The organism is Parabacteroides caecihominis, assembly GCF_023656785.1.
Lineage (GTDB): Bacteria > Bacteroidota > Bacteroidia > Bacteroidales > Tannerellaceae > Parabacteroides > Parabacteroides segnis.
Genome location: NZ_JAMOKS010000019.1, coordinates 96,989 through 120,497, shown reverse-complemented (window position 1 = coordinate 120,497; position 23,509 = coordinate 96,989). Strand labels below are relative to the sequence as shown.

The following is a 23,509-nucleotide window of genomic DNA, read 5'->3' as shown; positions in this document are numbered from 1 at the left end:
TTATTTAAAAGGTAACGTTTATACCGAAAGAATACTTTTTCATAAAAGGATACTCCCAGGAGCCTTTTGAAAGCATTTCCGATTCAAGGCCTTCTGGCAGATGATCCCAGGTGTGAAGGTTTTCACCGCTGACGAATAACCGGATGTTATCCATATAAATCTTCTGGCAGAAATTCTTCGGTAATGAATAAGACAAGGTGATGTTCTGTATTTTCAGATAGGCGGCGTTTGCCAGATATTTGGTCTGCACCTTTCTGTTGAATGTCGTATTCGTTCCATTCTGCGCATATACTCTCGGGAAGAAGGCATTCGGATTATCCGGCGTCCAGAAATCGAGTGTTTCCTTGTACAAACTGCCCCAGCCACCGTCCGGCCAAGCCATCTGGTCGGTACGCCAGTAATCACGTTTTCCCACTCCGCGAAGGAAGAGAGACAGGTCGAAGCCTTTGTAACTGACTCCGGCGGTGATACCGTATTGATAACGGGGTGTACTGTTACCGATGATGCGCTGGTCGCCCGGATTGCTGACTGTATTGTCTCCCTGGAAAATAAATTCGGTATCGTCGTCGAAGTTCTTATAAAGGATATCTCCCGGATAAACCTTGCCGGCTCCTTTAAACATCGGGATGCCCGGTTTCAGGGTCCCGTCAGTATTGAAGTCATCCTCCGTATAAAAACGGTCGGTGACATATCCCCATATTTCTCCCAGTTTCATTCCTTTTCGGTAAAGGTTTGCTCCGAATAATCCGGCTTCGTTGTCGTATTTGGTGATTTCCGATTGCGAGTCATACAGGTTGAAACCGACACGGTAGCCGACGTCGCCTATCCGGTCATGCCAGTTGATCTTTAATTCCCAACCATATGTTTTCAAGTCGGCTGCGTTTTGCTTTGCAGCGCTGGCGCCTACAACACCCGGTAGTTCCATACCCGGAGCGAGCATGCCCTTAGTATCGCGGCGGTACCAGTCGAATGTGGTATTCAGTCTGTTGTTGAACAGGTCCAGGTCGAAACCGAAGTCGAGTGTATAAACCTTTTCCCATCCGAAATTGCTGCTTACCATAGCCGGAGCGCCCAGTGTCGTGATCTTTTGTCCGTCGACCAGCCAGTTGGAGAGGTAAACATTCATATCCGGGATGTACGGGTAGTTGTCCGGAGTATTGTCGGATTTCAAGATGACCTGGTTTCCGATGGAACCCCATGAGGCTCTCAGCTTCAGGTTGGAAAGCCATTCGTTCGTTTCCCGCATAAAGCCTTCTTCCGAAATACGCCAGCCTGCCGAGAAAGAGGGGAAGAAACCGAACCGGCTGTTTTTAGGGAAACGGGAAGTTCCGTCGTAACGTCCGTTGGCTTCCAGCAGGTATTTGCCGGCATAGCTGTAATTTACACGATAGAATAATCCGCGGATGGCAAATTCCTCGAACGCGTCGTTCGTGATCGGAGTACCTGTCGATAAGGATAACGAAGGCAGTGAACCGACCACTACATCCGTACGGTAAGAGTATTGGGATTCGGTATGACTCGACTCCTGGTTGTATCCTCCCATCACCGAAATATCATGTTTACCGAACGTCATATCATAATTGGCAAATAAGTTGACGGCATTGTAATCCGTATATTTGGACGTAACCGCATAGCTTGAATTCTCCGTGCTGTTCAGAATCCCGGTGAAGTTCATTCCTATATACTGATATTTATTCTTATAGAACTTATTTTGCTCCGTAGTCCGGTTGTAGGTGTATTCTCCGGTTATCTTAAGGCCCTTCAGCGGGCTCAGGATGATTCGTCCTAAAGCTCTGAGGTCATTTCTTTTGATTTTGCGGGGATCACCGTAACGGATATAGGTAGCCGGCGATTCCGGCGCATAAACGATGCCGTTTTCCTCATATTCTTCATTATTCTGGTAAGACGGCAGGTTCATGGCTGCTACCCATACCGTATTACGTCCTCCGGCTTCCACTTTATTTTGCTTGGAGTTTGCATATTTCAGGTCGAGCTGGGTTGTCAACCAGGAATTGACATCTACTCCCATGAAGGTAGAGAGGTTAAGGCGGTCATAGCTGTCCTTATCAGTAATCAGGATACCGTCTTCCCCCGTGTAACCGACACCGATACGATAGACCGTTTTCTCGCTACCGCCGGAAACCGACATGCTGTGGTTCTGCATGAATCCAAAATTGTCCGTCATGTCGTCAAACATATTCCGTTCTTTCATCAGAAAGAGGTTACCGCTTTCATCGAAGATATATCCGTTCGGATATTTGCCCGGATTACTCTGGTAATCGCGGATGTATCCTTCCCACTGGGTGATGTTCTTACCGTCTACATAGGTGTCGTTGGGCCAGTCCATTTCCTTGTATGCCAGGACTGACTCCAGCGGACTCGCCTTTTGCGGTAGTTCCAGCGGTTTGGAGAACGATATATTATTGTTGTAATTGAATTTCGGAGCGGAATCTTTTTTCCCCTGCTTCGTGGTGATCAGGATAACACCGAAGGCGGCTCTTGCCCCGTAGATGGCTGCCGAAGCTGCATCTTTTAATATGGAGACCGATTCGATTTCCTGCGGGTCGATCATATTGATATCCATCGGAACGTTGTTTACCAGCACAAGAGGCGTACCTCCGTTGATTGATGTGGTTCCGCGGATATTGTAGCTCATCGCATCACCCGGTGTACCGGTTTCCGAACCGATCTGTAATCCGGGGGTCGTCCCTTGCAAAGCCTGCGTAATGTTAGGAACCGGACGGTCTCCCAATGTCTCCGATAAATTAACGGAAGCAACGGCTCCAGTCAGGTTGACTTTCTTCTGGGTTCCGAAACCGACTACTACGACTTCGTCCAGTAATTGAGTATCTTCCTTTAATGTGACAGTCAGATTGTTCCGTCCTTTCAGATGGATATCCTGCGGAATGTATCCGATAAAAGAAACTGTCAGGGTGGCATCCTGGGGAGCGTCCAGGATAAATTGCCCGTTCAGGTCTGTGATCGTTCCGTTGTTCGTTTTCTTGTCTATCACGTTGGCTCCGATGACAGGCATGCCTGTTTCGTCGATCACTTTACCGGTGATTTTTCCTTCTTGCGGCATTTTATCGGACAGCAGGACAATCTTATAATTTTCTATCCGGTAACTGTCAGGTGCGAGCAACTGATTCAACACCTCTTTGATGCTGGCCTCTTTGAGATTCAGGCTGACCTGTCTGTTCATGTCGATCTCTGAGTTGTTGAGGAAGAAGACAAAAGGAGTTTTCTCTTCGATCACTTTGATTGCTTCACTCAGTTTCACACTGGTTAGTTCCAAACTTATTTTCGTATTTTGTGCATAACCGTTTATTGCATAAAGCTGAAAAAAGCAAAAGCTTATAAATAATAGTATTAGCTTCATTTTTCTGAATGAATTAATGTTAAGAAAGGATATAGCATTCCCTTCTGTGGAAATTTTTTTCATACATTTGTACTGTTTTAAATTTAACTTATTGTTCTCATCTTCTAGCTTTTGAGAACAGTTTGTTTCACATTACCGGGCAAATGTTACCAGCATTTGTCCGGATTGTTTTTAGACTCTCCGGTTTCTTATCCCATAGGCATTCTGTTTTTATAGTTCGTATTATTTAGGTTTCACATAGATTACATCATCTTTGATCGAATAACGAATAGGTGCGATCATTTCCAGCAACTTGAATATTTCGTCGGGCGATTCTTTCCGGATCGTCAGCGACAGGCGCTGGTCGACGGGAGTTCCCGGCTGGCAGACGAGTTCCATGCCGTACCATAGTTTTATCTTGTGTAAGATGACGGACAGTTTTTCGTTGTTGCATACTAGCTTTTCGTTGATCCATAATATATATTCCGAGGCATCGACCTGTCTTATTTCATGAACGCCGGTCTCTTTATCCAGGATGATCCGTTGGTTGGGTTTTAACAGGATGCTGTTCGGATTATTCGGTAGCTGTATTTCAACCTTTCCGGTGATCAGGGTGGTTTCGCTGTTCATTTTATCCGAGTAATCTTTTACATCGAAGCTTGTGCCCAGTACATTGACTGTCATCTGGTTAGTCTCGACGAAAAACGGTGCCTGTTCGTTCTTTTTCACCTTAAAATAACCTTCTCCTTCTAGTTTGACTTTTCTGTATTTGTCGGAAAACTTTTCCGGATAAGTCAACTTACTGTTCGTGTTCAGCCAAGCGACGCTTCCGTCGGGCAGTGTAACGGAACCTTTGCTTCCCTTGCCCATGATGGCCTGGTTCATAATGACAGCTTCTTTCTCTATGTAAACGATATCCGGAGTGTTTCTACCTATATAATATCCTCCGATCGAACAAATCAGGAGAATGGCAACGGAGGCTGCAATACGTAAAAACGGACGTATAGAACGTTTGGACGAACGGCTGTTTTGTTCGTTACGGCGGACGCTCTCTTCAAATATCCGGAAAGCGTTTTCTGTGTAACCCGGCGCATGAACCGGAGTCTTTCCGGATGCCAGCCAGATATCCCGTAAGTCGATGAATGTCTTTTTATTCGCTTCGCTTTCCCGCAACCAGGCGAGAAGACGTTCTTTTTCCTCCTTGCCGGCTGTTCTTTGTAAATATTTTAATATGATGTCGTTCATCCTTATTTTGTATCCCTTTCGGTAATTATTCAGTTACTCTTCTATACATATCACAAAACAAAACCGATTAACCCTACCTCAATGAGAAAAAAAAGATTATTTTTACGCAAATATTTTTGGGAACCGGAGATACAGTAATGATAACCATCAGTGATAATAAGTTTAACGAAAGGGGTAGTAGATTGGGTGAGTTTATTTTATTTCAGAAGCTTTTTGAGGATTATTTTCGCTCTTTGGTTACGTACTCGTACCGGTATGTGAACGACTGGTCGGTGGGTGAAGATATTGTACAGGATGTGTTTATGGCTCTTTGGATCAACCGAGATAAAATTGATTTTGAGGAACCGATAAAACCCTACTTGTATCGGGCTACCTATAACAGATCGATAAACTACCTTAATTCCGTGTCGGTTCAGCGACGCGTAGATCATGCCGATATGCTGGATGAACTGATCGACCGGGAGATACTGTCGTATAACCAGCATGACAATCTGCTACTGAAAGAGATAGAAGAGGAGATAACCTCTTTTGTCGGTACGCTTCCCGAACAGCGTAGAAGAGTTTTTCTGTTGAGCCGCGAAGAAAATCTAAAGAACAAAGAAATCGCACTTCGTTTGAATATCAGTGAGAAAGCAGTAGAAAAGCATATAACCAAAGCCTTATCCGATATCCGTACCCACCTGACAGAAACCGGACTGATATCCGGGCTGATTTGTTTCTTGCTAAACCAGAATTGATTTCTTACCAATGTCTTTCTGATTACTATACGTACTAATTAGAATTAGTATGCCGGGAAATCAATGGTTGATAACCTTCGGCCGTATGGTTCATAATTATCGGCCGATTGGTTTATAATTATCAACCAAACGGCTGACAATTATCGGCCGCTGATTTGAATAGGAGCCAATATAGTAAAATAAGCAATAAGTTGTTTAATGCAAAGGCAGTAAATTCATATGTGATTGGAATTATTTTTTTGATATTTGATAGAATGACAATTGTTATGTGAAATCTTTTCTGTAAATTGCCTTCGAAACTTTGAAACTACACGTTTCTGTCGCTTAAATCTTGATTAATTATGAAATACGTGAAACTCTTTTTGTTGACAGTTGTGGTACTTTGTTCATTTAGTAATGAAAAAATACCAAAGATTGATTTACCGGTCCACACTCCTAAACAGACTGCGCAAATGAGTAAATTGTTCCGTAAAGTAAGGTATGTTCCTCTGGAAACGACAGATGATTGTTTACTTTCTTATATCCATGTGCAGAAGATACAAGATTATATACTAGCCTGGGATTACGATAGCTGTTGTTTGTTTAGTGCTAAAGATGGAAAATTTATACGGAGAATAGGGCATAAAGGCGATGATCCGGAAGCTGTATATTCATTTTATGAGAATTTCTATAATCCGTATGATGGACTTCTTTATTTTCAGGGTGTTGAAGGAATTCGGGTTAAGTATGGGCTGGATGGTAAATATATAGGTAAAATGAAAGTCCCGTTGTCGACAGGTGTCTCTCCTCAATTTGTAGTACCATTGGACTTAACGACTTTTTGTGCTTTTTTTGCGAATAGAAGTGGACGGGAGAAGAAAAGAATAGTTTTATTTGATCATAACGGAAATGTAAAAAAAGAGTTTCCTAACCATCATTTTGTAGAAACAAAAATGTATATTATTGATTCGGGTGATGGGCTTACGTATAGATATAAAGGTAATCTTTATTTTAAAGAAATGTTTATAGATACGGTTTATCAAGTTAGTAAAAATCAGTTGAAGGCAGAATATATTTTAAATATAACATCTCGTTCTGTGCCTTATAAAGAGCGTTATGACAGACATAAGGAAGCGATATCACCTTATTTTATATATGAAAATGATGTAAATATAGCTTTTCGTTATCATATGAATGGAGTAGGGCAACTATGTGTTTATAATAAACAAGCAGGAGAAAGTTCTTACTATTTATGTGAAAATGGTCCGATTGATGATATCAACGGGTTTATGCCTGTTTGGATATCTACGATTTGTGATGATGGAACTTGTATGGGGCTTTTGTATGCTCCTGATATTTGTGATTATATAGATAAAAATGGAATATCTTCCAATCCGAATCTCAATTTCCTGAAATTGATTTCACCGGATGACAATCCGGTAGTGGTGTTTATGGAGAACTAAAATTAGGTCTGGTGACATAGCTGATCGTTACGCTTTGCGTGAACCAAATCTATCTTAATCGATATATAAATTACAAAAGCCTTATGACGAATAGATGGATATACATATTAGTTATTGCGTTATTATCCTGCCATGAACAAGGGAATAAAAGAGGTATGGAAATGATAATAGAGGATCCGGCAGAACTGGCAACCGTAACTGATGTGGTGAAAGTTCGTGATACACAGCATAATAATGATGATATATCGATAAAGAATGAATTTAAGAGTATAGAATATGTTCGTATTGACAATAAAAAAATAATCGGAAAGATAATAGATATAGCTTTTACAAAGGATTATATGTTTTTAATGCTCTCTCATGATGGCGGAATAATGAAATATGACCGGAAAGGTAATTTTATTAAAGTAATCGCCAGGGTTGGTGAAGGTCCTGAACAAGTTAATCCACATCATATATTTGTAGATGAATATAGAGAGAAGGTCTATGTAATGCAGTTTAGAAGAAAACATAGTATAGCCGTTTTTTCTTTTGAAGGAAAGTTTTTAGGAAACTTGGAATATCCGTTCGATAAAATAAGAGTCATGTTACCTTTAAGTGATGAAGTCTTTTTTACTTTTAGGGAATCTATAATTCCTTTGACTGATTCCTTGAATTATGTTTCTGGTATGTTTGATATTTTGGGAAAAAAGTATTATTCAAGAAAATCGTATGTAAAACAATGCGATCTTGAAAATTGCAGATTAGGACGTGTGTTCTTTTTTTCTCATAAAAACAGTGTGTTATACAAAATCGGGGGTATTAATATCCTTTATAGGGCAATGCGAGATACAATTGTTCCTGCTTATTATTTGGATTTAAAAAATCCTATCAGAGGAGAAATTTATCAATTGGCTTACTCTTCTAAAGAGTATACAAATTCTCTTGATGGGAATAATCTGAATTATATATTTATTAATAGAGAAGGCTTTTTTGAAACAGACTCTTGTTTATATTTGAGATATGCAAGTGATAGAGGCGGTACCGTTTTGCGGTATAATAAAAGTAGAAAACAAACAAATAGTTATGCACCAAAAATAACAAGAGTTTTAGGTGTTAAAAATGATATTGATAATGGAGTTCCTATTTGGCCATTATACCATTATGCGAAAGAGAATATATATGTTCAGACTTTATCAGGAGGAGAAATTCAAGATTTGAAAGATTTGAACTATTTTAATGAACAAGCTCCAGCTGTCTATCGTGATATGAACGAAGATAGTAATCCTCTCGTTATTATATATAAATGTAATTGATTAATAGAAAAGTAGTCAATTTTAAAATTATCTGGGACTGAGAAAAGTCGGTTATTTGCTGGTTATGGGATCCGGCGAAAGTTGGATAGGGCAGGTATTGTTCCGTTACAACGCTTTTTCCAGCCTCTGAAAAAGATTCTGAAAGAAGGACTTTAAATCTAAAATGTAAAGATGGATATTCTTATCTGCTACATATTTACTATCTTTGCAGTCTGTTATTGGAATATCTTAATAAATCGACGATATGATTCTATTCTTTCAATCTCCAACAAAGACGGTGCTGGCTGTTGAGGCGGCACATGCTTTCTCTCCTGAAGATGTTCAAAAGCTCGTTTGGTTGTTTAGTGAAGCCGCTCCACTCCAATCCGAAACATTGGATGGATGGTATGTTGGTCCGCGCCGGGAAATGATTACCCCGTGGAGTACCAATGCTGTGGAAATCACTCAGAACATGGGTTTGAGCGGTATCTCACGTATCGAAGAATACTTCCCAGTTTCTTCCGGTGAGGCTGATCATGACCCGATGTTGCAACGCATCTACAACGGCTTGAACCAGGATATCTTCACAATCAGTAAACAACCGGATCCGATTGTTTATATCGAGGATATTGCAGCTTACAACAAAAAAGAAGGATTGGCTTTGAGCGACGAAGAGGTTTCCTACCTCAATGAAGTAAGCCAGAAGCTGGAACGTAAGCTGACCGACAGTGAAGTGTACGGTTTTGCACAGGTAAACTCGGAACACTGCCGTCATAAAATCTTCGGCGGTACATTCGTTATCGACGGAGAAGAGAAAGAAAGTTCTCTTTTTAATCTGATTAAGAAAACTTCGGCAGAAAATCCGAACAAGCTGGTTTCTGCTTATAAAGATAATGTGGCTTTCAATGAAGGTCCGATGATCGAACAGTTTGCTCCGGCAAGCGGTGACAAACCTGACTTTTATGAGGTAAAAGAAATCAAATCGGTTATCTCGCTGAAAGCTGAAACACACAACTTCCCGACAACGGTTGAACCGTTCAACGGGGCAGCAACCGGATCAGGTGGTGAGATCCGTGACCGTCTGGGTGGTGGTAAGGCTTCTTTGCCTATTGCCGGTACAGCCGTCTACATGACCGCTTATCCGCGTACGGAAGGTGCCCGTGAATGGGAAAAGGTGCTTGATCCGCGTCCCTGGTTGTATCAGACGCCGGAACAGATTCTGATCAAGGCTTCAAACGGAGCTTCCGATTTTGGAAACAAGTTCGGTCAGCCGCTGATCTGCGGTTCGGTGCTGACTTTTGAGCATGAAGAAAATAATAAGAAATATGCTTACGATAAGGTAATCATGTTGGCCGGTGGTGTCGGTTACGCTAATATGCGTGATGCGCTAAAGGGTGATCCTCAACCGGGTGAAAAGGTGGTGTTGCTGGGTGGTGACAACTATCGTATCGGTATGGGCGGTGGTGCTGTATCCTCTGTAAACACAGGGCAGTATACCAGCGGTATCGAACTGAATGCCGTGCAGCGTGCTAATCCTGAAATGCAGAAACGTGTATCGAATGTGATCCGTGCTATTGCCGAATCGGATAATAACCCGGTTGTTTCTATCCATGACCATGGTGCAGGCGGTCACCTGAACTGTCTGTCGGAATTGGTGGAAGCTACAGGCGGACATATCGATATGAGCCAGTTGCCTGTCGGTGACCCGACGCTTTCTGCCAAAGAAATAGTTGGTAACGAAAGCCAGGAACGTATGGGCTTGTTGATGAAAGAAGAAGATGTAGCCCGCGTAAGACGTATCGCCGACCGTGAACGTTCTCCGATGTATGTGGTTGGTGAAACGACCAACGATATGAAATTTGTATTCGAGCAAGCTGACGGTGTAAAGCCTATCGATATCAAGCTGGAATATATGTTCGGTAAACCGCCCAGAACGATCATGAAGGATCATACGGTGGAAGAAACATATGCTCCGGTCGTTTACAAAGAATCGGAACTGCATCATTATCTGGAAAACGTACTTCAGCTGGAAGCTGTGGCATGTAAGGACTGGTTGACCAATAAGGTGGACCGTTCCGTAACAGGTAAAATCGCTCGTCAGCAGTGTCAGGGTGAATTACAGTTGCCGTTGAGTGACCTGGGTGCCGTAGCATTGGATTACCGTGGAAAAGCTGGTATCGCTACTTCTATCGGTCATGCTCCGCAGGTGGCAATGATTGATCCGGCTGCCGGTTCTGTTATGGCTATTGCCGAGTCGTTGACGAACATCGTTTTTGCTCCGTTGGCAGATAAGCTGACAGGTGTTTCTTTGAGTGCCAACTGGATGTGGCCGTGCCGCAACGAAGGGGAAGATGCCCGTCTGTATACCGCTGTTCAGGCCGCTTCCGATTTTGCTTGCGAACTGGGTATCAATATCCCGACAGGTAAGGACTCTTTGTCGATGACACAGAAATATGGTGACGATAAGGTGATTGCTCCGGGTACGGTAATTATTTCTGCCGGTGCTGAGGTAAGCGATATCCGTAAGATCGTTTCTCCGGTATTGGCTCACGAAAAGAACTCTTACATATATTATATAGACTTCTCGTTCGATACGATGAAGCTGGGCGGTTCCGCTTTTGCACAGACTTTGAACAAGCTGGGTGATGAAGTGCCGACTGTAAAGGACAGCGAATATTTCGCTGATGCTTTCAATGCAGTTCAGGATGCCATTGAAAAGGGCCTGATCCTTGCCGGACATGATATTTCTGCCGGTGGTATGATCACTACCTTGCTTGAAATGTGTTTCGCAAACGTAGAAGGCGGTCTGGAAGTCAATCTGGATAAGCTGTCTGAAACAGACATTGTGAAGATCCTGTTCGCTGAAAATCCGGGTATCCTGGTACAGGTGAAAGACAAGAAGGCGTTCGAAAAGCTGATGGAAGAAGCCGGTGTTGGTTGCGCAGTCATTGCCAAGCCGACCGACGAACGTCATATCCTGGTGGAAAAAGAAGGTGTTCAGTATCATTTCGGTATCGATTATATGCGTGATGTATGGTACGAGTCTTCTTATAAACTGGATATTAAGCAGAGCGGTAGCGTATGTGCCGGAAACCGTTTTGAAAACTATAAGATGCAGCCGCTGGAATTCAAATACAACAAGAACTTTACCGGTAAGCTCGCCGATTATGGTCTGACTCCTGACCGTAAAGGAAAGAGCGGAATCCGTGCTGCCGTTATTCGTGAAAAAGGTTGCCAGTGTGAACGTGAGACTTCTTACGCGTTGTATCTGGCTGGTTTCGATGTGAAAGACGTTCACATGACCGACCTGGCTTCGGGACGCGAAACATTGGAAGATGTGAATATGATCGTGTTCTGTGGTGGTTTCTCCAACTCTGACGTGTTGGGTTCTGCCAAAGGATGGGCCGGCGGTTTCTTATACAACGAAAAGGCTAAGAAAGCATTGGATAACTTCTATGCACGTCCTGATACACTGAGTCTGGGTATCTGTAACGGTTGCCAGTTGATGGCTGAACTGGGTGTGGTTTATCCGGAACACGAAAAGAAACATAAGATGTTGCATAACGACTCTCACAAACTGGAGTCTAACTTTATCTCTGTAGAGATCCCGAAGAACCATTCAGTGATGTTCGGTCCGATGAGCGGACAGAAACTGGGTATCTGGATCACACACGGAGAAGGAAAGTTCAGCTTCCCGTACGAAGAGAAAGAATATCATATTGCTCTTAAATATAACTACGAAGGCTATCCTGCCAACCCGAACGGTTCGCCCTGGTCGGTTGCCGGCGTCTGCTCACACGATGGACGCCATATGGCTATGATGCCTCACCTGGAACGTGCTTTGTTCCCTTGGCAGTGCGGTTATTATCCTGCTGACCGTAATGACGAAGTAACTCCGTGGATTGAAGGTTTCGTAAATGCACGCAAGTGGATTGAAGAAAACAAGAAATAAGAAAGAGAGATATATCTTTATAAAAGTAAAGGTTGCAATGTTCTGAGCATTGCAACCTTTTTTCTATGAATAAGCAGCCTGGAAATATTATTATTAAGTGCGAAATTGTTAGTTAATGCAGCCACTTATTCATAGTAGTTTCATCGGGTGATTACCAACCTTTAGTTGTTTGCTTTAACAACGGATTGGCATCCAGCTGACGTTTGGGGATCGGGAAGATCGTGTATTCTTTATCCGACGGATCGACATCTTTATCCCACCAGGCATTACCGAAACGTCCCCAACGGATCAGGTCCGAACGGCGGCGGCGTTCGCCGATAAACTCGCGTCCCCATTCGTCGACAAACTCCTGGTCGGTCAGCAAGGCCGGATTTTGTACATAGCTGTATTTACCCCATTCGTCTGCCGGATAGTTTCTGACACGGGTAAAATCGAGCAGTTCGGCAGCCTTAGCTTTGTTGCCGCTTCTGTAATTGGTCTCTGCCAGCATATAATAGATTTCTGTTAGACGGATCTCCGGTGCGGATTGGCACATATATAGTCCGTCGCCTTCCTGCAAATAAGGGAACTTATTGAAACGTACGCCTGAATTTTCTTCTCCTGTCGTTACGCGCGAACCTTTTTCTTTAGCCGTGCTGAGACCTTCGGAGAAACGGCCGACCTGATCTACGTAGATCAACGGTTCACCTTTGTATTCTTCCGTTCCTTTTACTGTTTCGTTCGTGTAGCCATATCCTTTTGTATAGTCGAACTTATACTGGGTTCCGATCATAAAGAAACCTTCGTAATCGCCGTTAGCACTGGTGATTTGGAACGGTTGTTTACGGTAATCGCAGTCTGCATACTTTTCATACGGGGTTCCCAGTTGGCTGGCGAAACTATACACGTTGCCATCGAAATCCCGTGAAGGTGTCATGTGAATACCATTGTTGCCACCGTCGGGATTACCCAAAGCCTGGCCGGAAGTGTAATGCAGGAAAGAATCATGGAAACCGCCGAACTGGTACACATTGCGTTTGTGGGGGAATTCGAACAACAATTCAGGTGACCTGTATCCTTTGATGCCGGAGCGGAACGGATCGCGGTAATCGTTCTGGTTGATATGATATTCCCCGTATTTACCGGCAATGATATCTTCGCAGAATGTTTTACAGTCTGCCGAACGGTCGACATTGAGCCACACCTGCGAATTGAAATAGATACGGGCCAGTAATGCCGCAGCTGGAGCCTGGGTGAAACGACCGACGATATTCTCTTTTTTCAGTTGAGGCAATACATCTTTCAGTTCGCTCTCGATATAGCTGAATACTTCTTCGGGTGTAGCCTGAGCGAGCAGTTCGTCCGGTGCATCCTTTTCTGTGAAGATAGGCACATTCCGGTAGAAGTCGATCAGGAAGATATAGAACCAGGCACGCAAAGTACGTAATTCGCCGATGTAGTTGTTTTTCTCTTCATCCGTGATCCCCATGGCCTGGAAGTCCAGAACGTTGAAGTCGCGAAGGAGTGAATTGATCTGTTGGATACCTTGGTACGGACCGACCCAACCTCCATTGATCTGGTTCATATCATAATTCCATTTATGCTCGTGCAGGCGAACCCATTGTCCGTCGTCGTAGCCGTGGCGTCCTTTCTGTGTCCAGACGAAATGGTCGCCGGTAAGCTCTTGCAACTGCCAGCGGTCGCCGTCCCAACCACACCATTGGGCGTGTTCGTAGGGACGGAGTACGGTTGCTTCGACAGACGCTTTGTCTGTGAAGTAGTTGTCGCTTGTCAATATATTGAATGGCTCTTCCGTCAGATCCGTACAGGAAGTGAAAGCCATGGTTGTAGCCATCAGGCTGACTGCACAAAGTGATTTTATATTTTTCATGCTGTATATACTTTTAGTTTAGTAACTGATTTGAACTCCGAATGATACGTTGCGGGCTGTCGGATATAAGTCCATACTACCTCTACCGGCCCATAAGCCAGTGACGTCGACACTTGACGGGTCCATGCCGCCTGAATACTTCGTGATGGTGAACACGTTCTTCATGGTTGCATAAATACGCAGGTTGGAGATCCATTTCGTATTCAGTTTAGGTGTCCATCCCAGCGTGATGTTATCCAGTTTCAGGTAATTACCGTTTTCGAGGAAGTAGTCGCACATGATCTTTTCTCCTTTGATATGGGCATTTTCCTTATAGGCGGATGTCAGCTTGTTAATACCTGTTACTCCTTGCAAACCATAATACATCTGGTATTGATTCAGAATCTGGTAGTCGAAACGTCCGCGGAAATAAAGGGACAGGTCGAATCCTTTATAAGTAAATGTGTTTCCCCAGGCCATTTCCCATTTGGGCGTACCGTTACCGATATAGGTTCTGTCCGCTTCGCTGGCGTCACGTCCCCGTACGGTTTCGCCTCCTTTGATACCATCTTTGAAAACCATAATATTTCCATCTTCGTCGACACCGGCGTAGCGGTATCCGTAGAATGAACCGATTTCAACACCATCCTGCAAACGCTGGCACGGGCCGGGGTTTCCGGGTGAAGGCAGACCGTCGCCTTCCATATAACCCAACTCATATTTCTCGTTGGAGAATGATTTCAGCTTCGATTTGGTATAGGCAAGCGTGGCATTGGTTGAATAGGTGAACTTGTCGTTTTGTACGGCATCCCAGTTTACCTGCAATTCAAAACCTTTGGAATTGGTTGTACCTACATTAGTCATGATCTTTTCGTGCAAATAGGGAGGAACCGGAACCTGATATTCACCGATTACATCTTTCCCTTCGCGGATGAAAAGGTCTAAACTTCCGGATAGGCGCGAATTGAACAAGGTATAATCGATACCCAGGTTGTAGGATATTTGTTTTTCCCAGGACAGGTCTTTGTTAGGATTGTTTCCCGGGCCGTATACCTGAACCCATTTACCTTCACTGTTCGGCATCCATCCGTAACCGGTATATTTCGCCAGAGAAATATATTTATCGAAGCCCGAGCGTCCGGTCTGTCCGTAAGAGAAACGGAGTTTCAGGTCATTCACGGTCTGAGAATCTTCGAAGAAGGAAAGACGGGAAACACGCCATGCGGCAGAAGCAGCAGGGAAAGCACCCCATTTATGATCCGTACCGAATTTGGTATTTCCTTCGTAACGGATAGAACCCGTGAACAGGAAAGTATTATCGAAATCATAGTTGACACGTCCCAGGAAGGCGATCGTCTTTTCTTTGTTTTTATCGGATTCCATGCCCAGACGTCCGTCGGCCTTGTTGTAGTCTCCGGCTCCCAGGTTGTTGTACAGGAAAGCGTCTGTCGGGAAGTTCATGTTTTCGGCATTGAACTTTTCCCAGTTGAATTCCTGATAGGAGTAACCGCCCATTACTTTCAGGTGGTGCCGATCTATATCCAGCGAATAATTGCCTAACCATTCTAACGTATAGTCCACCCATTTCTCATTTTCCAGGCGGGCACGTCCGTTACGGCTGTTGTTGATCGACTCGCGATGGTCTTTGAAATAATACTCGCGTTGCTTCTTGTCATGTCCCTGGCGGCCGAGTTTTAATTCGGTATTCAGGTTCTTCAGGATGTTGAGTTTGATGTTGAAGTCGGTAGTCAGGTATTCCTGTGTAGCTCCGTTTTCACGTCTTGTCAGGTTGAAGATCGGGTTGTAACTATCGAAGTTATTCCGAAATGCATCCATTTCATCCTTCGAATAGGTCGGGTTCAGTTCGACTGCTTGTTTGAAACTTCCGTAATCGGTGTAATCTTCATCGGCGTAACGATAGGATATGTTTCCTGTCACTTCCAATAAACCTTCTAAAGTGATTTGTTTGAAGCTGGCACGTAAACCATATTCTTTACGGTCTGTTGCAATGTCAAGCCCCTCTTTCGAACGGTAGTTTGCCGAGATACGGAAAATGCTGGATTCGCTACCACCGGAGAGGGCCAGGTTGTGGTTCTGTCCGAAGTTGTTTTTGTTGAGCAACTCGTTGTACCAATTCGTACGGGAACCGTAATCCTTTCCGATATTGTTGGCCACAAACTCTTCCGGGCTTAGTATTTCCGGTCGTGCAGCAACGAAATCATGTTCGGCATAACCATCGTATGTAATGGATACTTTACCGGCTTTTCCCTGCTTCGTCTGAACCAGGATAACTCCGTTCGCTCCGCGGGAACCGTAGATGGCAGCGGCGGAACCATCCTTCAATACAGTAATAGATTCGATGTCTTGCTGGGCAAGATTCCGCAGGTCACCGCCTGGCATCCCGTCGATAACGATCAACGGGCCGTTTCCAGCTTTCAAAGAAGAGGCTCCGCGTACCTGGATACTCGGACTGGCATTCGGATCGGCGGCTGCCGTATTGGATACGGATACACCGGCTACTTTACCGTCGATCATCTGTAACGGACTATTGGAAGCTCCTTGCAGGAAGTCTTTACTTTTTACACTTGTCACGGCAGTTGTCAGGTCTTTTTTCACCGTACTACCATAACCGACAACAACTACTTCCTGCAGATTTTCGGTATCTTCTTCCAGTGTGACTTCTATTTTTAACTGGTTGCCTACCGGTATCTCCTGTGATTTGTAACCGATATAAGATATTTGTAGCGTTGCATTTGCAGGTACATTGTTCAGCGTGAAATTTCCGTCGAGGTCCGTAATGCTCCCATTGGTTGTTCCTTTTACTATTACATTGGCTCCGATAACAGCCATCCCTTTTGTATCGGTAATGGTGCCTGTTATTGTTTTGCTTTGCTGGGTAATACTTGTTACCGGTGAATTTTCTGTTGTCGATCGTTTTATATCAGATGCATTTACAGGAAAGGCATAGAATAGAAAACAGAATGCCAACATTTTTGCTATCTCGTTGAAAGAGATGTGATTAAATGTTTTCTTCATAATTGTGAATTAATACTAGTTAGAATTAATAATTTTAATAGGTAAGTGATACGTATCTTATACGTATTGTCTGAACTGTTGTTTTTTCTACGTCATAGGCCTTATTTTTTTAGATTAGAATTAAAGTTGATTTAGTACTCGCATTGAAATTCAATCAATAGTTCTTCAGGAACTAATTACTTTATGGATTTGATTGAGAGAGGAGACAGTCTTTTTATTGGGCAGTTTTGCAAAAAATGTTCTTGAGCAGGAGAAGTAAGTCGGGTAAGACATCATACTCTGTGTTTTTATAATAAAATATTAGCTTATTATTTACTTTGTCTGATTTTAAAGTCAATGTGTTATGATATTATATTAATTTTTTTATTATTTTTGCCCAGTGTTATTCTCAATTTGATTTGTTTTCCATAGTTCCTGAAGAACTATGTCCGATATCCTCTATTCCCGTTAAGATAATGTAAGACTATCATTTTTTATACTCGCATTGATTACCGGCAGTTTTAGCCGGAGTTAGAAATCTTCCGCGGATGCTCCCGAATATCGGATAAAATCTGTAAGTTTACATGCTCAATATTTTGTAACGGATTCTAATACAAAAAAGAAGATGAAGAAAAGATCAATGTTTACTATGCTGCTTGTCTTGTTTTTATGTGCAAGTAGCGTTTATTCCCAGACAAAAGTGATTGCCCACCGGGGTTATTGGGATTGTGAAGGTTCTGCTCAGAACTCGGTTACGGCTTTGAACAAGGCTCATGAGGTTGGAGCGTATGGCTCTGAATTCGATGTCTCTATAACGGCAGATGGCATTCCGGTTGTCAATCATGATGACAGTATTCAGGGTTTTTGTATAGAAACTTCTCTCTATGAACAACTGAAAGACCTGAAGTTGAAAAACGGAGAAACGTTACCGACTTTGGAAGAATACCTGATACAAGGAAAGAAAAATCAGGGAACTCAGCTTATTCTCGAGATCAAACCTCATAAACGAGTTGTGAATGAAGATAAAGCGGTTGCAACTATTCTTTATCTGGTGCAGAAATACCAGATGGAAGATCAGGTGGAATACATCTCTTTCAGTATGAATATTTGTAAGGAGTTGATTCGCCGTGCTCCGAGTGCCCAGGTTTCCTATCTTCGTGGAGAAGTTTCACCGGCAGATCTGAAGACATTAGGTTTTTCCGGCCTGGATTATCATTATAAAGTATTTGACAAACATCCCGAATGGATTCAGGAAGCCAAGGATGCCGGCCTGACGATCAATGTGTGGACAGTGGACGACCCGGCAGTGATGGAGTCATTCATTGCAAAGAATGTCGATTTTATTACAACGGACAAACCGGTACAGCTGAAGGAGATGATTGGAAAGTAACCTGCTATACTGCAAGGAATAATTGCAGGAAGTAAATATTCTTTTTCAGATATTTCAAAGCCTCATTGATGTGTCTTTCCACTGTCTTTGGGGTAATGTCGAGCCTTTCGGCAATTTCTTTATAGCTAAGTTGTTCATGGCGGCTCAGGTAAAAAACTTCTTTTTGCCTGGGCGGCAATTCGTTTACCAACCGTTCAATATAAATCTGTAGATCTTTTGCCTGTAACTCTTCTTCTATATCATAAGCCTTGTCGTAAGCCGCAAGGATAGACATTTTATAGAAAGTTTCGTTGAAATTTTTCTTTGAATTACTGAAAATCATATTCCGGGTGATGATGAACAGTAAGCCTTCCAGATTTTCATTTTCATTTACATAACTGCGTATATCCCATAATTTGATAAAAACTTCCTGTACTACTTCCTCGGTGGTAGAATCGTTTGTGTAATAGAGTCTGCAAAACTTGTAGACTTTGTCGCAATATTTGTGATACAAAGAAGTAAAGGCCTCCTCGCTACCGTTTTTTAATGCCAGTATTAGTGTTTGATTATCCAATTTAGCTTCTTTATTGATTATTGCAAAGATAGAAAAGAATTGAAGAATAGCAAAAGTCTCTTAGAAAGATGGTAGGTTTTGTTAAAATAAAAAAAGTTTGATATTCTTCTGGGGGATAACTCTGAATTTGGAGTATTTAGTGTTAGATATGAAGGAAATGAAAGAAGAAGATATTATAAAAAAGGCTTTGACAAGCGGACTAACTGATAAGGAAAAAGAATTTTTGGCCGGTCGGGAGCCTGTTTTACGTCATTTGAAAGAACAGTGGAATGAACCGGGAGATTCGTTTCTTAGCCCTGTGGCTAAAGAACGGGTACTGGGCCGGGTTATGCGGAAGATACATCCTTATAATACCCGTCGGGACTATTGGATGAAATATGCGGTAGCAGCCTCTCTGGCTCTGCTTATTTCAGTTGGCTCCTGGCTGATAGGACAAAACGGGGCAAAAGAGAAGACTATTTATGTAGTAAGTGCCGGCCGGCAGTCGATGGAGTCGTTCTATCTGCCGGATGGCAGCCATGTGTCGTTGAATGCCGGCGGAAGATTAACTTATCCGGAGTCGTTTGACGGAGAAAAAAGGGAAGTGTCCTTATCCGGGCAGGCTTTCTTCGCGGTACATCATGATCCGGAACATCCTTTTATCGTGAAAACAAAAAGTATGGATATAAAGGCATTGGGGACTGCTTTCGAAGTGTTCTGTGTTGACTCCCTTTTTTATGCGGAAATGATTCTGACAGAGGGGGCGGTTGAGGTAAGCACAAAGAAAGAGCGGGAGAAAGGTGATGTCTTACTGGTCAAGCCTGATGAAAAACTGGCTTATGTGATGGGCGGAAAAGCTGAAATCATGCGAGTAAATGCCGATCAGTATTCATCCTGGCGCCGGGAAGGGAGGCCAAATTTCAAAAATGAAAAGTTAGGAATGATCCTTCCCCGTCTGGAAAGCTGGTATGGCATAAGTATAAAATGTCCGGCTGAACTGGCCGGTAAATATAGTTTTACCTTTTCTATTCATGATGAATCGTTGGAACTTTTGCTGGATATCATATCCAAGAGTTCTCCGGTTGCCTATCGTAAAAAAGGAGACAGCTTTGTCTTGTATGAGAAAGTCAATAAATAATTATGTTAAACTTAAATCAGGAATATATGAAAAACAAGCAAACCGGATAATGAGAGACGGTAGGAATACTGGCTGATAAAGAGAAAGAAAAAACGCATATTTATTTTATCTAATTATTAATATGAACAAACGAGTTATTTTGTTGAAAGATGTGTTCTGTAAACAATTCAAAAAACAGATCACACAATTGTTTCTGGTAGGTGCGATAGGCCTGGTTCCTATTTCGGCTTTTGCACAAGTCTATCAAATTACCATGAAGAAAAGTAACGCATCTTTGTCGTCTGTGATTGCAGAGATAGAGAAAGAGAGCGGCTATACTTTCTTTTATAATGATGACCAGATTAATCTGGGCAAGAAGATTTCAATCAATGTTACCGATGCTTCTCTGGATGTTGTATTGAACCATATGTTCAAGAATACAGGATACGTTTACCGTATTGTAAATAATCAGATCGTGGTTTCAAAATCATCCGAAGGGGGGATTACACGTACATCGTCTGTGAATACGACGCAGCAGCAGAAGAGTGTCATGGTCAAAGGTGTCGTGAAAGATGCGCATGGTGAGCCCGTTATCGGTGCCAGCGTGGTGGAAGCCGGTACGACAAACGGAACTGTAACTGATTTTGAAGGTAATTTTGCCCTGACAGTGTCAGGGAGAGATAAGCACGTGCTTATCTCTTATATTGGCTATACAACAAAAAATATTGCGTTGAAAGATGGTCAGACTTCGATTAATGTTATTTTAGAAGAAGATTCTGAATTACTGGATGAAGTAGTGGTTGTAGGTTACGGTACACAAAAGAAAGTGAATCTGACCGGCTCGGTCGCTGCGATTAGTTCGGAAGAAATCAAAGACCGTGTACAGACAAATGTACTGGCCGCTGTCCAGGGTACGGTTCCCGGCGTAACGGTTATTTCCCGTCCGGGTTCGACACCTTCAATCAATTTCCGTGGTCGCGGTAACCTGGGTACTTCTTCTCCTTTATATGTGATCGATGGTGCGATTGCTGATGCCGACTTGTTTTCGAACCTGGATCCGAACAGTATTGAGACAATCTCTTTCCTGAAAGATGCTTCTTCTTCTGCAATTTACGGTTCACGTGCCGCTTATGGTGTAGTATTGGTTACAACCAAGCGTGGTCAGAAAGAAAAGATGAATGTTTCTTACAGCGGCTATGTCGGATTGAAAATGCCGACTTACTTGCCGGATGTACTCGATTCATGGGATTATGCGACCTTGTTGAACGAAGCATTCTATAATCGCGATGCAAGCAATGGTAAAAATGCCGCTTATTCGGAAGATGAGATCAAGTGGTTCCGGGACGGTTCGAAATCGGATTATTACCCGAATACGAAATGGGCGGACCTGGTACTCGATAATCCGGTGGTTACCACACAGCATTCATTGAATTTTAGCGGTGGTAGCGATAAAGTACGTTTCTTCTCAGGATTGGGGTATCTGTATGATGATAAGTTCATGCCGGGACAAAGTTCGCAGCGTTATAATCTGGATATCAATGTGGCAGCCGATGTAACAAAATGGCTGACATTGAAATCGGGCGTGAAGTTTATCCGTAGTACTAATAAAACGGAACATGGAGTTGCCTCGATCGGAAATTTCCTGATGGTACCTTCTACGATGGTTGCGCAGCAGTCGAACGGTGAATGGGGGTCCATTGCCGGCGGAAAGGCAGCTACCCAGTCGTTTATGAACGGTAACCCGTTGCGTGCTCTGAGCAAGAATAACTGGTCGGACGGTAAGACCGACAATACAATGATCGATCTGGGATTCGATCTAAAACCTGTCAAAGGCTTGGTGATCTCCGGACAAGGTGCATTCAAAGGATGGGAAAGTAAATCAAGAGGGTATACCGCTTTGCAGGATAACGTAAAGAATTTTGAAACAGGTGCTGAAATCCCTGGAACCGGTGTGTATACAAATGAAATGAATATGTTCTGGCAGAGTGAAAACCGGACCATGTATACGTTGACTGCCCGCTACGACTGGTCGAATAAGGTACATAATATCGGCATACTGGCCGGTACCTCGTACGAACATTATAAATATGAACGTCTTTATGCAAAATGGAAAGATTTTGTAACGGATGATCTGGAAGATATGACGACCGGTGGAGAGATCAGCAAAGATCAACCGGACCAGAATTCGTATGGTACGCCGCTGAGAGAATATAAAATCCTTTCTTATTTCGGTCGTTTGAATTATAGCCTGCTGGATCGTTATCTGTTTGAAGCCAACCTGCGTGCGGATGCTTCCTCCCGTTTCCATAAAGATAACCGTTGGGGGATCTTCCCGTCTTTCTCTGCCGGATGGCGTATCAACCAGGAAGATTTCATGCAACAGATCGATTGGATCAATAACCTGAAAGTCCGTGCTTCATGGGGTACGTTGGGTAATATTAATAACGTAGGTAATTACGATTATTTCCAGCTGTATAATAATGGTTCGGATTATAACTTCGACAATGAAGCAGTAAAGGGGGTATTGGAATCGAAACCGGCAAACGAGAAATTAGGCTGGGAAACGGTTGCCCTGACCGATATAGGTGTCGACTTCGATATCTTCAACGGATTACTGAGCTTAACTGCTGATTACTATGTGAAGAACACCAGTGATATCTTGCTGAGTTACAATGTGCCGTTGGAAACGGGTATCTGGTCTAACCCTTCGCAAAATATTGCCAAGGTGCGTAATAGTGGTTTTGAGTTGGCTTTGACGCATCGCAAATCGTTCGGTGATTTTTCTTATATGGTAAGTGCCAATATCGCAACCAACCATAATGAGATCAAAGACATGGGCGAATCTGACGATATTATCCAGAGTGGAGGTGACAAGATACGTTATATCCTGCGTGAAGGCGAGTCGATCGGTTCTTTCTTCGGATTGAAAACAGACGGGTTGTATACACAGGAAGAGATCGATGCCGGTCATTATTATACCTACGGTCGTAAACCGAAAGCCGGTGATATCAAGTATGTTCCGCAACGCGAAAATGTAGAATGGGGGAGTGCCATTAACGGAGAAGACCGCACGATTATCGGTAAAGATGTGCCTGACTTTACATATGGTATTAATTTGAATCTGCAATATAAAGACTTCGAACTTTCTATTTTCGGACAAGGTGTATCCGGAACAATGGCCGGTTTTGAATCTGAACAGGTTTCTGCTTTTATGTTGAACTCAAACCCGCGTAAGTTCCATCTGGGACGCTGGACGGAGGAGAATCCGAATCCGCGTGCTGTTTATCCCCGTATCTATGGCGGACACAGTCTGGATGATTATAATCAGTATTTCTCAGATTACCAATTATTTGATGCAGACTATTTCCGTATCAAGACTATTTCTCTGGGTTATCGTGTTCCGTCTAATCTCATTTCCAAATGGGGAATGTCTTCTTTGAAATTTTTCCTGACCGGTGAAAACCTGTTTACATTGCGTGCCGATCATGTGATGAAAGATTTCGATCCTGAAGCCTCTTCCGGACGTGGTATCGGTTCGTTAGGAACCAAGTCGGTTGCTTTCGGCGTGAACGTATCTTTTTAATCGATTCAATAATTT

The 23,509-nt window shown here is 43.0% G+C and carries 12 protein-coding genes; 7 read left to right on the top strand and 5 right to left on the bottom strand.

Translation table 11 applies throughout. The features are described 5' to 3' along the window. Positions 1-4: 4 nt before the first annotated feature. Together NBH14_RS17025 and NBH14_RS17020 are read right to left on the bottom strand one after the other, a co-directional pair. The gene (locus tag NBH14_RS17025; protein ID WP_186960256.1) at positions 5-3,442 is read right to left on the bottom strand and encodes a TonB-dependent receptor; all 3,438 of its coding nucleotides are present in this window, start codon (positions 3,440-3,442) and stop codon (positions 5-7) included. Between the two features lie 159 nt (positions 3,443-3,601). After that, complete coding sequence (locus NBH14_RS17020; RefSeq protein WP_186960255.1) at positions 3,602-4,603, bottom strand: FecR family protein; 1,002 nt, start codon at positions 4,601-4,603, stop codon at positions 3,602-3,604. A 137-nt stretch (positions 4,604-4,740) separates the two neighbouring features. On the opposite strand from NBH14_RS17020, the gene NBH14_RS17015 reads away from it, so the two are divergent. The 4 genes from NBH14_RS17015 to purL all read left to right on the top strand — a co-directional run bounded on the left by NBH14_RS17015 (position 4,741) and on the right by purL (position 12,008). Then, positions 4,741-5,340 (top strand): RNA polymerase sigma-70 factor, encoded by a 600-nt coding sequence (locus NBH14_RS17015; protein ID WP_186960254.1) that lies wholly within the window; start codon positions 4,741-4,743, stop codon positions 5,338-5,340. 341 nt (positions 5,341-5,681) lie between these two features. Beyond that, positions 5,682-6,782: a DUF4934 domain-containing protein gene (locus tag NBH14_RS17010; protein ID WP_186960253.1), complete on the top strand. Its 1,101-nt coding sequence runs from the start codon at positions 5,682-5,684 to the stop codon at positions 6,780-6,782. 83 nt (positions 6,783-6,865) lie between these two features. After that, entirely contained in the window at positions 6,866-8,077 is a 1,212-nt protein-coding gene (locus NBH14_RS17005; RefSeq protein ID WP_186960252.1) for a DUF4934 domain-containing protein, read from the top strand. A gap of 244 nt (positions 8,078-8,321) precedes the next feature. Beyond that, positions 8,322-12,008 carry a phosphoribosylformylglycinamidine synthase gene (gene purL / locus NBH14_RS17000; RefSeq protein ID WP_186960251.1) on the top strand — a complete coding sequence of 1,229 codons (3,687 nt, stop codon included), beginning with the start codon at positions 8,322-8,324 and terminating at the stop codon, positions 12,006-12,008. A gap of 151 nt (positions 12,009-12,159) precedes the next feature. Here the strand turns inward: purL and NBH14_RS16995 are convergent, their stop codons facing one another. Together NBH14_RS16995 and NBH14_RS16990 are read right to left on the bottom strand one after the other, a co-directional pair. After that, complete coding sequence (locus NBH14_RS16995) at positions 12,160-13,878, bottom strand: RagB/SusD family nutrient uptake outer membrane protein (protein WP_186960250.1); 1,719 nt, start codon at positions 13,876-13,878, stop codon at positions 12,160-12,162. A gap of 18 nt (positions 13,879-13,896) precedes the next feature. After that, positions 13,897-16,893, bottom strand: coding sequence for a SusC/RagA family TonB-linked outer membrane protein (locus NBH14_RS16990; protein WP_250817669.1), 2,997 nt, complete (start codon positions 16,891-16,893; stop codon positions 13,897-13,899). A 604-nt stretch (positions 16,894-17,497) separates the two neighbouring features. Here NBH14_RS16990 and NBH14_RS16985 point away from each other — a divergent pair. Beyond that, positions 17,498-18,262: a glycerophosphodiester phosphodiesterase family protein gene (locus NBH14_RS16985; protein ID WP_010800688.1), complete on the top strand. Its 765-nt coding sequence runs from the start codon at positions 17,498-17,500 to the stop codon at positions 18,260-18,262. A 4-nt stretch (positions 18,263-18,266) separates the two neighbouring features. On the opposite strand, the gene NBH14_RS16980 is transcribed toward NBH14_RS16985, so the two are convergent. After that, positions 18,267-18,815: an RNA polymerase sigma-70 factor gene (locus NBH14_RS16980; protein WP_186960249.1), complete on the bottom strand. Its 549-nt coding sequence runs from the start codon at positions 18,813-18,815 to the stop codon at positions 18,267-18,269. A gap of 148 nt (positions 18,816-18,963) precedes the next feature. Between NBH14_RS16980 and NBH14_RS16975 the strand changes: the two genes are divergently transcribed. Both NBH14_RS16975 and NBH14_RS16970 read left to right on the top strand, forming a co-directional pair. Continuing rightward, positions 18,964-19,932 carry a FecR family protein gene (locus NBH14_RS16975; RefSeq protein ID WP_250817668.1) on the top strand — a complete coding sequence of 323 codons (969 nt, stop codon included), beginning with the start codon at positions 18,964-18,966 and terminating at the stop codon, positions 19,930-19,932. Between the two features lie 121 nt (positions 19,933-20,053). Beyond that, a complete protein-coding gene (locus tag NBH14_RS16970) occupies positions 20,054-23,494 on the top strand; it encodes a TonB-dependent receptor (protein ID WP_186960247.1) in 3,441 nt (1,146 codons plus the stop codon). The last annotated feature ends 15 nt before the right edge of the window (positions 23,495-23,509 follow it).

Excerpts from the sequence above, each read along its gene's own strand:
- NBH14_RS17010 (WP_186960253.1), top strand. The coding sequence starts at position 5,682 with ATGAAATACGTGAAACTCTTTTTGTTGACAGTTGTGGTACTTTGTTCA.
- NBH14_RS17015 (WP_186960254.1), top strand. The coding sequence starts at position 4,741 with ATGATAACCATCAGTGATAATAAGTTTAACGAAAGGGGTAGTAGATTG.
- NBH14_RS16995 (WP_186960250.1), bottom strand. The coding sequence starts at position 13,878 with ATGAAAAATATAAAATCACTTTGTGCAGTCAGCCTGATGGCTACAACC.
- NBH14_RS17005 (WP_186960252.1), top strand. The coding sequence starts at position 6,866 with ATGACGAATAGATGGATATACATATTAGTTATTGCGTTATTATCCTGC.
- NBH14_RS17020 (WP_186960255.1), bottom strand. The coding sequence starts at position 4,603 with ATGAACGACATCATATTAAAATATTTACAAAGAACAGCCGGCAAGGAG.
- NBH14_RS16985 (WP_010800688.1), top strand. The coding sequence starts at position 17,498 with ATGAAGAAAAGATCAATGTTTACTATGCTGCTTGTCTTGTTTTTATGT.
- purL (WP_186960251.1), top strand. The coding sequence starts at position 8,322 with ATGATTCTATTCTTTCAATCTCCAACAAAGACGGTGCTGGCTGTTGAG.
- NBH14_RS17025 (WP_186960256.1), bottom strand. The coding sequence starts at position 3,442 with ATGAAAAAAATTTCCACAGAAGGGAATGCTATATCCTTTCTTAACATT.
- NBH14_RS16970 (WP_186960247.1), top strand. The coding sequence starts at position 20,054 with ATGAACAAACGAGTTATTTTGTTGAAAGATGTGTTCTGTAAACAATTC.
- NBH14_RS16975 (WP_250817668.1), top strand. The coding sequence starts at position 18,964 with ATGAAGGAAATGAAAGAAGAAGATATTATAAAAAAGGCTTTGACAAGC.
- NBH14_RS16990 (WP_250817669.1), bottom strand. The coding sequence starts at position 16,893 with ATGAAGAAAACATTTAATCACATCTCTTTCAACGAGATAGCAAAAATG.